Origin of the sequence: Halomonas profundus (genome assembly GCF_020865425.1) — a bacterium.
GTDB lineage: Bacteria > Pseudomonadota > Gammaproteobacteria > Pseudomonadales > Halomonadaceae > Vreelandella > Vreelandella titanicae.
The window spans coordinates 3,523,276-3,535,589 of the sequence record NZ_CP086344.1; the positions used below are offsets into that span (position 1 = coordinate 3,523,276).

At 54.0% G+C, this 12,314-nt stretch carries 13 protein-coding genes and 1 riboswitch; of the genes, 4 read left to right on the forward strand and 9 right to left on the reverse strand.

All coding sequences use genetic code 11. The annotated features are described in order from the left end of the window. Positions 1-171 precede the first annotated feature (171 nt). The gene (locus LMS44_RS16115) at positions 172-387 is read right to left on the reverse strand and encodes a hypothetical protein (RefSeq protein WP_022522490.1); all 216 of its coding nucleotides are present in this window, start codon (positions 385-387) and stop codon (positions 172-174) included. 55 nt (positions 388-442) lie between these two features. Then, positions 443-1,654 carry an enoyl-ACP reductase FabV gene (fabV, locus tag LMS44_RS16120; RefSeq protein WP_027960004.1) on the reverse strand — a complete coding sequence of 404 codons (1,212 nt, stop codon included), beginning with the start codon at positions 1,652-1,654 and terminating at the stop codon, positions 443-445. A gap of 301 nt (positions 1,655-1,955) precedes the next feature. On the opposite strand from fabV, the gene LMS44_RS16125 reads away from it, so the two are divergent. Further along, the gene (locus LMS44_RS16125) at positions 1,956-2,342 is read left to right on the forward strand and encodes a DUF7079 family protein (RefSeq protein WP_022522489.1); all 387 of its coding nucleotides are present in this window, start codon (positions 1,956-1,958) and stop codon (positions 2,340-2,342) included. A gap of 20 nt (positions 2,343-2,362) precedes the next feature. Here the strand turns inward: LMS44_RS16125 and LMS44_RS16130 are convergent, their stop codons facing one another. Both LMS44_RS16130 and LMS44_RS16135 read right to left on the reverse strand, forming a co-directional pair. Next, the gene (locus tag LMS44_RS16130) at positions 2,363-2,854 is read right to left on the reverse strand and encodes a glutathione peroxidase (RefSeq protein ID WP_498945685.1); all 492 of its coding nucleotides are present in this window, start codon (positions 2,852-2,854) and stop codon (positions 2,363-2,365) included. 58 nt (positions 2,855-2,912) lie between these two features. After that, positions 2,913-3,530: a LysE family translocator gene (locus tag LMS44_RS16135; protein ID WP_498945687.1), complete on the reverse strand. Its 618-nt coding sequence runs from the start codon at positions 3,528-3,530 to the stop codon at positions 2,913-2,915. A 236-nt stretch (positions 3,531-3,766) separates the two neighbouring features. Between LMS44_RS16135 and LMS44_RS16140 the strand changes: the two genes are divergently transcribed. Further along, positions 3,767-4,501: a YebC/PmpR family DNA-binding transcriptional regulator gene (locus LMS44_RS16140; protein ID WP_400674301.1), complete on the forward strand. Its 735-nt coding sequence runs from the start codon at positions 3,767-3,769 to the stop codon at positions 4,499-4,501. Here LMS44_RS16140 and LMS44_RS16145 read toward each other — a convergent pair. After that, a complete protein-coding gene (locus LMS44_RS16145) occupies positions 4,498-5,349 on the reverse strand; it encodes a mechanosensitive ion channel family protein (protein ID WP_141440802.1) in 852 nt (283 codons plus the stop codon). The genes LMS44_RS16140 and LMS44_RS16145 overlap by 4 nt on opposite strands. A 40-nt stretch (positions 5,350-5,389) precedes the next feature. Then, entirely contained in the window at positions 5,390-6,538 is a 1,149-nt protein-coding gene (locus LMS44_RS16150) for a hypothetical protein (protein ID WP_498945689.1), read from the reverse strand. Between the two features lie 172 nt (positions 6,539-6,710). Between LMS44_RS16150 and LMS44_RS16155 the strand changes: the two genes are divergently transcribed. Next, complete coding sequence (locus tag LMS44_RS16155) at positions 6,711-6,977, forward strand: hypothetical protein (protein ID WP_027959997.1); 267 nt, start codon at positions 6,711-6,713, stop codon at positions 6,975-6,977. An 83-nt stretch (positions 6,978-7,060) separates the two neighbouring features. On the opposite strand, the gene LMS44_RS16160 is transcribed toward LMS44_RS16155, so the two are convergent. From LMS44_RS16160 to LMS44_RS16170, 3 genes are all read right to left on the reverse strand, one after another. Continuing rightward, positions 7,061-8,068, reverse strand: a complete 1,008-nt coding sequence (locus tag LMS44_RS16160) for a zinc-dependent alcohol dehydrogenase family protein (protein ID WP_009288175.1) — start codon at positions 8,066-8,068, stop codon at positions 7,061-7,063. 47 nt (positions 8,069-8,115) lie between these two features. Continuing rightward, entirely contained in the window at positions 8,116-10,008 is a 1,893-nt protein-coding gene (locus tag LMS44_RS16165; protein ID WP_009288174.1) for an ABC transporter ATP-binding protein, read from the reverse strand. A 104-nt stretch (positions 10,009-10,112) separates the two neighbouring features. Further along, a complete protein-coding gene (locus LMS44_RS16170) occupies positions 10,113-11,141 on the reverse strand; it encodes an AbrB family transcriptional regulator (RefSeq protein ID WP_498947301.1) in 1,029 nt (342 codons plus the stop codon). A 242-nt stretch (positions 11,142-11,383) separates the two neighbouring features. Continuing rightward, a riboswitch (FMN riboswitch) is annotated at positions 11,384-11,552 on the forward strand. A 97-nt stretch (positions 11,553-11,649) separates the two neighbouring features. Here LMS44_RS16170 and LMS44_RS16175 point away from each other — a divergent pair. After that, positions 11,650-12,126, forward strand: a complete 477-nt coding sequence (locus tag LMS44_RS16175; RefSeq protein WP_498945692.1) for a 6,7-dimethyl-8-ribityllumazine synthase — start codon at positions 11,650-11,652, stop codon at positions 12,124-12,126. Positions 12,127-12,314: the final 188 nt, after the last annotated feature.

Sequence of the window (12,314 nt, forward strand, 5' to 3'; positions counted from 1 at the left end):
GATTGAGTTGCATGAAAAGATGCATGAAAGACCGCCATCGACATAGATAAACGATCATCTTACCCAATTGCGTAGAGGATGGCAGCGTTATGACCACTGCAACAAAAACGTGACGCATGAATGCAAATTGCCGGGCGCAAGGCCCGGCAAAAAAGAGAGAATGGTTAAGTACTAATTACCGCGGTTAATAATGCCTAACACGACGATACTAACCACAATCACGCCGACAATGATCACCACTATCGGGAGTAACTTATACAGCCCGCCTGGCCGCTTCTTGGCTTCAGGCTGTAGATGCGGTTTTGAGGTTTCATAATCCTCAGGTATTCGCTCATTGATAATATGCTGCTTCTCTTCTTCCGGGGTTTTGCTTTCCCTAGTGTCCATAAACACCTCCAGCGTTCCGGTCGAATTGGGCGGCGCTACCGCCTCTGTGAATGGCTTACAGATTCACGACATCAAACGTAACCTCTGGATTGACGTCGGCATCGTAATCGACATCGTCACGCTCAAAGCCAAACAGCTTCAAGAATTCGTGCTTATAACCAGCATAGTCGGTAATCTCGAATAAGTTTTCGGTCGTCACTTCCGGCCACAGATCCTGGCACGCTTGCTGAACGTCATCGCGCAACTCCCAGTCATCCAAACGCAGGCGCCCTACCTCATCAGTTACCATTTCACCGCGCTTGCCTTGGGCTGAGTAGAGCTGCTCACCGAATAGACGGTTCAATTGATCGATTGTGCCTTCGTGCAGACCCTGCTCTTTCATGATGCGGTAGACCATGGCGATATAAAGCGGCATTACCGGAATGGCCGCGCTCGCCTGGGTGACCACCGACTTGAGTACCGCCACATTGGCACCGCCACCGCTCTCTTTCAGCTTGGCGTCGATAGCCGCTGCAGCGCGGTCAAGGTCTTCCTTGGCTTTACCCAGCGCACCGTGCCAGTAGATCGGCCAAGTGATTTCAGTACCGATATAGCTAAACGCCACGCTACGCGCACCTTTTGCCAGCACACCAGCTTGGTCAAGCGCTTCCATCCACAGTTCCCAATCTTCGCCCCCCATTACCGTAATGGTGTCGTCGATTTCCTGCTGGGTGGCTGGCTCTACTTCTGCTTCGATAATCGCGTCTTTATTGGTATCGATAGCAGTGGCGCGGTAGGTTTCGCCAATTGGCTTTAGGCTCGAGCGCTTAAGTTCGCCGCTATCAGGCAGCTTGCGAACGGGTGATGCCAGCGAGTACACCACCAGATCGATCTCGCCCATGTCCTGCTTGATCAGTTCAATGGCTTTTTCCCGCGCTTCATGGGAGAACGCATCGCCGTTAATCGATTTGCTGTACAGCCCTTCCTGCTTGGCAAACTTATCGAAGGCGGCACTGTTGTACCAGCCTGCGGTGCCGGGTTTCTTATCGGTGGCAGGCTTTTCAAAGAAAACGCCCAAGGTGTCGGCGCCGTAGCCAAAAGCTGCGGTAATACGGGCTGCCAACCCATAGCCACTTGAAGCCCCAATGACGAGTACTTTTTTTGGGCCAGCCTGCTTATCCAAACCGCGAGCACGGGTCGCTTCAATCTGTTCGCGAACGTTCTGCTCGCAGCCGATGGGATGAGTAGTGGTACAAATAAAGCCGCGTACTTTGGGTTTAATAATCACAGAGAACCTCTTTATCGGATTGATTTAGCTTTTAATATCGTAACTGGCAACATCATAACTAGCGACACCGTTTTGCCATAGCTTTTGGCATAGTTTGTGGCATAGCTTTTGGCATAGCAGTGTCATGACTCATAGAGGCTATTCTAGCTGTCTCCGTGCGCTCTGTCCGCTCCTGAGCTATCGTCCTCCCATGAGCGACTCTCCATCCTTGAGCTCCTGCCCGCCCTTGAGCTCGGGGCGCATTAGCGTCACGATAGCTGCCAAAGTACTTATATCAGCAACGACTTCCCACGAGGCGATCATGAATGCACAGCAGCTAGTAGATGAACGCGGCGATCTATGGCTAGCGCTAGCCCCGCTGTGGCTGGACCGTGAACCCAGTGAACGCGATTACGCGCGTATGATCGAGGTCATAGAGCGCTATGATATGACGCTTAACGAGCTCGAATGGATGTTTCGCCTGGAAATGGCACCGGTGATGTCTCGCCATCAGCTTTCAATCGCCAGCGAATGGCGACAATTTGACGACTATAAGCTGATGAAGCAGTTGGTCAATCACAATATGCGCTTGAAGGGCTGGCGACGCAAAAGCTGGGCGCTATTTTCAGGCTTAACGACCATGATGGTGCGCCACCGCTGGAACGCACTCATGAATCGTGTAGCAGTCGCGCGGGGCGAGCAGGTATAGAGGGATAGTGCCCTGTGGGGCTATGGGTATGTTTGATCCAAGGCTTCTTCTAATGCCAGACGTAGCGGGCGCCCGTGATAGCGCGGCCCAAATCGGGCTATCACCTTGCCATCACGGCCCACCAGGAACTTGGTAAAATTCCATTTGACCAGCTGTGTGCCTAGGACTCCAGGCGCCTCGCGCTTGAGCAGCACAAACAGTGGATGGGCATCACTCCCATTGACATTGACCTTTTCCAGTAGCGGAAAACTGACTCCAAACTGCTGCTCGCCAAACTGGCAAAACGCTTGAGCACTTTCCGGCGACTGGCGGCCAAACTGATTACACGGGAAACCGAGCACGGTGAAACCACGATCCCGATAACGCTGAAAAAGGGTTTCGAGTTCGCTTAGCTGCGGGGTAAAGCCACACTGGCTGGCAACGTTAACCACCAGCAGCACTTGGCCGCGTAGCGCACGTAAATTGAACGGCAGCCCTTGGTGGGTATAGCAGTCTTGGTCGTATATTTGCATCAATCAGCCCCACAAAACCCCAAACGGCATGGGTATCACCATGCCACGGCTATGCTTTTTACACCAGCGATCCGGCGACCACTCGTAGCGCCAGCGCGATTAACAGTACGCCCGTGATGCGGTTAATCCAATGGGCACGCCGCTGTAGCCAGGGCAAAATCTGCGAGTGGGAAAGCACCACCGCCACCAACACGTACCAACCGCCATCAATAATCATCGCCGTTAACACAATGATAGCTTTAGCTACCCCACTCATTTCCGGGGTCACAAACTGGCTCAGTAACGCAACAAAAAACAGAATCAGCTTCGGGTTGCCTAATGCCACCAGCACGCCCTCTTTGGCCGCCTGCCCTCGGCTAGTGACAATCGCATTAGGCTCTAAGGCACCGGCTTTCCCGGCACGCAGCGCTTTAACCCCTAGCCACGCCAAATAAGCCGCGCCGAACCAGGTAATCAGCTGGAACAGCAGCGGAAAACCGGCGATTATCGCGCCTAGCCCCCAAACGGTAAGGAGCGCATAAAAGCCTACACCAAAGGCATGGAAAACTGCCGCGGTCACTCCAGTAAAACGCCCGCCGCCTAACGTATGGCGCAGCACCAGTGCCAAGCTCGGCCCCGGCGACATAGCGCCCATGGCACAAATCGCGGCGAGCGATAGCCAGAGTGTTAACGGCATGTCTTTTCCTCCTTGAGGGGTCAAAATCAAAATATGAGCAATGATGGCCAGTATACGCCAAGCCAAGCAACACTTCGGTAAGCGTCTTAAATAACGCTGTTAGCATGGTACGCTGTTGGGTAAAATTTAATCTTTTTGCTCTATGCGATTTATTCGCTCTTTTGAAAACATCCGCCCCGCCGCTCATTGCGCGGGGCATATAGCAAACATAGGTCTAGAAAACATAGGACGGCAACATGGGTAGGGCTTTTCAGAACCGTAAGGAATCCATGGCCAAAACGGCCGATGCAAAGACCAAGGTCTACAGCAAATACGGACGCGAGATTTACGTTTGCGCTAAAGCGGGCGGCACCGACCCTAATGGCAATCTGGCGCTGCGCGGCTTAATGGAGCGGGCCAAAAAAGATCAGGTGCCCTCTCACGTTATTGATAAAGCGCTCGACAAAGCCAGCGGTGCCGGTGGCGAGGATTTCTCGCCCGCACGCTACGAAGGCTTCGGCCCTGGCAATGTGATGGTGATTGTCGACTGCCTTACCGACAACCCCAACCGCACCTTTGGCGATGTGCGCGGCTGCTTCACCAAAACCAAGAGCAAAATCGGCACTCCCGGTAGCGTCAGCCATATGTTTGACCACTGCGCTATCTTCTCCTTCGCCGGAAGCGATGAAGAAGCCGTGCTTGAAGCGCTGATGGAAGCCGATGTAGATGTCACCGACATTGAGCAAGAGGGCGATCGCATCACTGTTTTCGCCCCGCACACCGACTATGCCAAAGCCAAGCAGGCGCTACTGGACGCGTTCGGTGAGATTGACTTTGAGGCTGACGAGATCCAGTTTCTACCGCAAACCACCACTCCGGTTGAAGGTGACGACGTGGCAATGTTCGAAAAGTTTCTGGGCATGCTCAACGAGCTGGATGATGTACAAAACGTCTATCACAGCGGTGAATTAACCGAAGAGAGTGATAGCTAATCACCACCTCTTGAGTAAGCTGACCCCACCGCGTTGCGGGTATCCAAGGCCGCATCCGGTGGCAACATTGCTGACTGCACGCCCGCGGCACTCAGCACTTTCTTACCGCGCAAGGTGAGATCGGTAATAAACAGAAACTGCTGACGGGGATCCACCGGATAGGCGCGTATGCGGTAGTGGGTGCCCCAGGGTTTCTCCTCAGCCACCACAATGATCGGCTGGTCGAATTTCAGGTAGGCACTGGTCAGCGCTACATCACGCAGCGCTTTCCGTACCCAACCTGCCTCGTGCTCAGGGTGAAGATAAAAGCTCGCCACGCACTGCAGGCTGGTACCGCCGTTGTTGGCATTATAGACGGCGTGATCCCACAGCTTTAAATGCGGTACATAGACCAAATCATCGTCAGGGGTTTGGATATCTACGGTGCGTAAGCCAACGTGTTTGACCTCGCCGTAGGTATCTTCAATTTGAACCCAGTCGCCTGGCCGATAAGGCAGCTCTATCGCTGAAACAACGCCTGCTATCAAGCTGCTCACGTAATCTTTCATGGCAAAGCCAATGGCTAAGCCCAGTGCACCCAACAGGGTCACCATATTGCGCAGCGACGGCTCAATAATAATCGGTACGATGATGGCGAGTGCAGTAATCAATATCAGTAAGCGCGTCATCGGCACCAGAGCAAAAATACGAAAGCGAACTTGACCATGCATTCGGTTGCCGATCCAGTTCAGCCCCCGTTGGCTGAAAATAATCAGCACAATGGTTGATAGCAGCACTACGCCCAACGTAATCAGCGCTTGGCTATCGATATCGTTAAAAAGCCGCGCATACTTCTGTTGCTCTTCCATGGGTTGCCCTCCGCGGGCCTGTCGCTGATACCGGTGCTACTTACAGAGGATCGACCAGATAATTACGCGACTCTAGTAACTGGCGAACGCTCGCGTAGCTTAACGGTGCGATCTGCCAACGTCCTTCGCAGCTTGAAACAATGCCTTTGCGCTGCAGGGCTAAACGGGCATTGAGTGCTTCATGGTGAGAGAACGGCAGCACTTCCCCCAAAGAGTCGTCATCCAGACCGCCATGAACCAATAACGCATGCATCACCAGCGTGGCGATATCGCCGGTATCAACGGCAAGCTCCGCCTCTGCTAGGGCATCGACCAGCCAGAGGGCCTCTTCATTGTCTGCTTTTGGCTCACGTAACCGCTCGCGCCAGTAGTGCCATGCAAGACCTATATGACCGCGGCAGTGAGCCGCTAAGCGCTGCAGTTCTTTATTAGGCGCTTTACTCTTTTGCTCAGATGCTGAGTCGAACAATACCTGCTTACCGGTTCGCGTGCTGTAAACAGGCGGCGGCTGCCCCGAATGGGCCGCAATTTGTGCAAAATAGCGTGCCAGTTGCTCGCCCTCCATGGATTGAAGGGTAAACACCGGTGCCCCATCGATACCGATCACCCGATGAAGGAAAGCGTAAGTCCAGCTGTCGCAACCAATCACACCTTTACCCAAACGGCCACTTAAAGCACGCTCAAGAAACTCTCGAACGCCCTGAATACCCTGAGTGTGGCGTAAAAAATAACGTTCCAGAGCGGGAATGGCCCATTCTCGTTGATTGACACACTGCTCTATCCACTGAGTGCTACCCTCGGCTATTTCGCTAAGCGTGGGCGGCGCTAAGCAGGCAACATGATGCTTTTCAGCCCAATGAGTTACCACCGAAGCATGACCACTGTAGGGCGTGGTAATAAAGAACGTTACAGGCGCATCCTGGCCTTCTAGCTGTTGCCCCAACGCTCTCGCCGCGGGAGCCCAATCAATAGACGGCACTAAATGTGCTAGCCTAACCCCGGGTAGCGCACGTAGCTCGCTTTCGTCTTTTACCTGCTGCTCAGCATCGTTTTTGCCCCCCAGCCACGACGAGATCGAACGGAACGAACGTCGCCATTGGCTTGCCTGGGTCTGCTCAGGGGTACGAAACTGATCGAGCTCGACGACCGCCCACAGCGGCGTGTCGGCTGATGTTGAATGCTCCCCCATGACCTTGTCCCTATGGTTAGCAATAAGCGTTCACTTTAGCACGGTGCGCGCAGCTTCTAACCTCATAGACGAACTTATGGTCTAAAATAAAGTCTTTATAGACAGTCGTTAGCGCACATAACGGATTATTATTTTATTGCGAGAGCAATGGCAAAAGCTAAAGGAGAAAGCAATGAGTGTTGTCCACGTTAGCGAAACAGAACTCCACGCCAAGCTCGAGAAGTGTATTGCCGGTGAGCGGCTACTGATTGAGCATGAGGGCAATCGCTTTAGCGCCAGAATCCAGCACGTTGGGCTAATGGGCGTAAAGGTGATACCTGAAACCGAGATTAAGAACAGCCATCGCACACCGGGTGACGTTGAAGGCGTGATGGTGCCCTACGATGAGATATTGGAGCTTGAAGTAAAAGGCGTGGTCTACAGCCGCTTGCCAGATTAGTCTGCACTTGCACGCCCGGCAAGTGCGCAAGGCGTGCAAACTGTTTATCTATGACTCACTTCCTCGAAAGTAAGCCAACTGTTTTAAAACGTCAGGCAGATCTTGCCGAAGTGCTGGCCAGATTCCTGGTGACGGAAAGCGTCGGCGATCTCGGCAAGCGGGAATTCGCGGTCAATGATCGGGTGCATATCGAATGTTTCCAGCGCACGAATCATCTCGATCTGGTGGCGACGACTGCCCACAATCAAGCCTTTCAAACTCGCCTGCTTGGCCATTAATTTAGCCGTCGGTATTTCACCCTCACGCCCAGTGAGGATACCAATCAAAGCGATATGCCCACCGATTTTGATCGCATCAAAGGATTGCGGCAGCGTACCTGGCCCGCCCACTTCGACGATATGATCAACGCCTTCGCCGTTGGTCAGCTCTTTCACGCGCTTACCCCAATCAGGCGTCTCTTTATAGTTGATGGTGTGCTCGGCGCCCATCTCACGCAGCCGCGCCAGCTTTTCGTTAGATGATGAGGTAGCAATTACCCGCGCGCCCATCAATCGGGCAAACTGCAGGGCAAAAATGGATACCCCGCCCGTGCCCATCACCAGCACGCTATCCCCCGCTTTAATGCCACCATCGACGACCAGCGCCCGCCAAGCGGTCAAGCCAGCGGTGGTTAAGGTAGCGGATTCCGCATGGCTATAGCCCTTGGGCTGATGGGTAAACCACTCAGCCGGGCGTACAACCTGCTCACGAGCGTAGCCATCCACGCCGTCACCTGGCGTGGTGCGAAAATCACCGACACGCGCCGGGCCTTCCAACCAGTGGGGAAAGAAGGTCGATACCACGTGGTCGCCCACCGCGAACTCACTGACACCATCTCCCACGGCTTCGACAACGCCTGCGCCGTCTGACATGGGAATACGCCCATCGTCGGTGGGAATCATCCCAGCGACCACGGCGTAGTCGTGAAAATTCAGAGAGCTGGCGTGTAGACGTACTCGGATTTCACCAGGGCCCGGCTCCCCAGGCGCTTCCATGTCGACAACGTCCAGCTTGTCCAAACCGCCGGGCTGATTCAGCTTGATCGCTTTCATCGTTACCTCAGTATGTACAGTTCGAGTATGTACATTGATGTATGTATCTACTGTTGGTTGGGGCCGTTGCCGTCGATATCAAGGCCCAGGAAGCCACCTGACTGGCGCTGCCAAAGGCTGGCATAAATGCCGTTGCGTGCAAGCAGCTCCTGATGCGTGCCACTTTCCACCATGCGCCCTTCATCCACCACAATTAACCGATCAAGCATTGCAATGGTCGACAGCCGATGCGCGATGGCAATCACCGTTTTGCCTTCCATCAGCGTATCCAGCTGCTCTTGAATGGCAGCCTCCACTTCCGAGTCCAGCGCCGAGGTGGCCTCGTCCAGAACCAGAATAGGGGCATTTTTGAGCAGCACCCGGGCGATAGCGATCCGCTGGCGCTGCCCGCCGGAAAGCTTCACACCGCGCTCGCCCACATGGGCATCCAGGCCGCGACGCCCTTTCGGGTCGACCAGATCATTGATAAAGGTATCCGCATGGGCGCGGCACACCGCGTTCCAAACGTCTTCGTCACTGGCGTGGGGACTGCCGTAACGGATGTTGTCACGCAGCGAGCGGTGCAGCAGCGAGGTGTCTTGGGTGACCATGCCAATCTGGTGGCGCAAAGAGGTTTGAGTCACCTCGGCAATGTTTTGCCCATCGATCAATATCTGCCCACCTTGCAAGTCATAAAAACGCAGCAGCAGATTGGCCAGGGTGGATTTACCCGCCCCGGAACGGCCGATCAGGCCGATTTTCTCGCCGGGCTTGATGGTCAGGCTGAGTCCATCAAAGACGTTTTTACTCTCCCCTTTCGCCTGGGCGTATTGAAAGCGCAGCGCATCAAACACAATTTCACCATGGGGAACCTGAAGCGCTTTAGCATTGGGCGCATCGTTGATCGTGGGCTTCTGAGCGATGGTGTTCATGCCATCTTGAACCGTGCCGATATTTTCAAACAACCCGGCGACTTCCCACAATATCCAGTCAGACATAAAACGGATACGCATGACCAGCGCGATGGCAATCGCCAAAACGCCCAGGGAAATCGCCTCCGTGTACCAGGCGCTGATCGCCATGGCCGCAGTGCCCACCAACAGCGCCGTGTTGAGCAGCGTTAAACCCACGCTCATGATCGTCACCAAGCGCATCTGGCGGTGAACGGTGACCATAAAGCCTTCCATAGCATCTTTGGCGTAGCGCTGCTCGCGCTCGGTGTCGGCAAACAGCTTGATGGTCTGGATATTGCTGTAGCTGTCCACCACGCGGCCGGTCATTTGGGCACGGGCGTCCGCCTGTGCCATGGAGACATCGCGCAGGCGCGGTACGAAGTAGCGCATGATCGACAGGTAGCCCACCAGCCACAGTCCCAGTGGGATCAGCAGCAAAAGATCCGCCCGGCCCAGCAGGTAGGCCGCGCCAGTGAAATAGACGATGGCGTAGACCAATAAATCCATCACCTTGGTGACGGTCTCGCGGATCGCCAGCGCCGTTTGCATCACCTTTTGCGACACCCGCCCGGCAAATTCGTCCTGATAAAATGCCAGGCTCTGGCTAAGCATATGGCGGTGGGATAGCCAGCGGCCGATCATCGGGTAGTTACCGAAAATACTCTGATGGGTGACCAATGACTGCATCAGCACCAACAGCGGCAAACCGATCAGCAGCAATAGCCCCAGGCCAGCAAGCCACAGGCCGTTTTCAGCCCAAAAGCCTGCACGTTCAACGTTGCCCAGCCAATCGACCAGTTGCCCCATGTAGCTAAAGAAAACCACTTCAGCCGCCGAGACCAGCGCCGTGAACAGCGTCATTAGCAGCAACAGCGGCAGCATCGGACGGGAAAAGTGCACAATAAACGGCATTAAGCCCTTAGGCGGCGTTTTAACCTCGCCTTCCGGATAAGGGTTTACCCGCGTTTCGAAGTAACGAAATAGCGGCTGTAAAACACGCGATAGCATGAGGCTTCCTTACGTGACTGGCATTGGTGTGTCTGGAATTGGTGTGTCTGAAATTGATGTGACAGACGTTAACTTATTTATGTAACAGTTTGATTGTTTAAGATTTAAGAAGTGGCGTGGCGCAGCAGCCAACGCGCCCAAAAAGGCGCAATGATCATCAGCGTGACCATGCGCAGCAGGTGGTGAAAGGCAACAAACACCGGGTCGATATTGAGCGCGACGGCCAAAATAGCCATTTCGCCAATGCCCCCCGGCGCCAGCGCCAACAGCGCCACATCGCGCCCTACCCCTAACAGTTGGTGAATCAGCTCAGCAAAGAGTGCCAGTACCAGCAACGCTAACAGCGTCGCCACACCAGACTGCCATAAATAGCGGCCAAAAAGCTTTCGCGTCATGCCCTGAAAGCGCGAACCAATGGCACTGCCCAGCACCCACAGCATCAGGTTCATCCCCCATTCCGGGAGAGCGAAACTGGCAATATCAACACCGGATAATAGAGCAGCGGCTAGCAGTGGTGCCAGCAGTGCAGGGCTGGGAATTCGCAGCCAGCGTCCTAGCGGCAACAGCAGCGGGATCATCAGTAGCATCCAGCCGTGTTCAAAACTGCTATGAACAGGGCCGATGCCCTCGCCTCCGCCCTCATAGGCCCAAAATAGCGGCGGCAAAAAAAGAATCACTAAAATGATGCGCAGCGACTGCGCGACTGCAATACGCTGGGGGTCGCCACCGCACTTTTCGCCCAACAGAATCATCGCCGTCATCGCGCCGGGCGAGGCACCAAACCAGGCACTGACGGGGTCGAAACCACAGCGCCGGTACCAGGCAGCGGCTACGGCAGTGGAGGCGGCTACTCCCAGCAGCAAGAGAGCAGCAGAAACCGGCCAATCCAGTACGCGATGAGCCAGCTGCGGCGTCACCTGGCTACCCAACACCAACCCCATGACGGCTAGAAATACGTTACGCAGTGGCTCAGGCACTTCGACCTTCACGCCTTGTGAAGAGACCACGAGGTTGGCAATAAGAGGGCCAAGCATCCATGCAAGGGGCAAACCGGACAGTTGAAACAGCGTACCGCCAACGGCGCCAACGGTTAGTGATATTGCCAGCGCTTTTGCGCTCCCTGCATTCAACATGACGCCCTTCACATCGACTCCCTAAATCTTAAAATCTGTCCCTATTGACGCAATAATTAACCTGCTAATGATATCCAGTAGTCTAGCACTTCACCAGTGGTTTGGGCTTCAATGATGGCGAAGAGGTACGCCTTTGGTTGCTAAGCTCACCTTTCAAGACGTCATCCATCATCTTAATTTTTTGGTCATGCTATCTGTATCTGTCGGCCAGCCAGCGTATAATGTCTTCCGCCAGTAATGGCGAACTTTCTCAGGGCGGGGTGTAAGTCCCCACCGGTGGTGATGCCATATCTTTATTGATGCGGATAAGCCCACGAGCGCTCAACCAGAGGTGTCACCTAACGGTTGAGGACAGCAGATTCGGTGAGATTCCGAAGCCGACGGTAATAGTCCGGATAAAAGAGAAGGTTTCCTAGTGATATTACCCGTAGCGTTCCAACGCATGCGGGTGCTGTGCTATTGGATGCCTCATGCCCTGGTTCTGGTAACCAATCCCCTTAGGATGACCATGAATCAGACCCAACTTTCTTCATTCCCTCGCGTTGCCTTTATCGAAGCGTCTTGGCATCACGATATTGTTGCCCAAGCCAGAGAAGCATTTATTGCTCAACTTGCCAGCGAGCATGGCTTTTCCGCTGATCAAATAGAAATATTCCAAGTTGCGGGGGCTTATGAAGTGCCTCTTCAAGCTAAGTTGCTAGCCAAAACAGGTCGTTACAGCGCCATTGTGGGTGCGGGCTTTGTTATTGATGGAGGCATCTATCGCCACGACTTCGTGGCTCAAGCAGTGGTTGAAGGCATGATGCAGGTGCAACTGGAAACAGAAATTCCCATACTTTCTGTCGTGCTGACGCCGCATCATTTCCATGAACACAGCACGCATCATGATTTTTTCTATGACCATTTCCGTGCCAAAGGCCAGGAAGCGGCTGCAGCGTTGGTAATGACTTTGGAAAACCATCGACGGATTCAAGGACTAAGATAAACCACTGCCAAAGTTGTGGAGATGCTTAGGTAGCGGGCAATCTGAATGTAAGCTCGCTACCTGAGTCAATTCATAGACGTTTGACGCTTAAATAGCCGTTTAGGCTCTTTGCTGCAAAGTAACTCAAGCCTTTTCAACTCATGAGGCTGATCCAAAGTGACGCCCTAACGCTGATAACGTGGGCAATC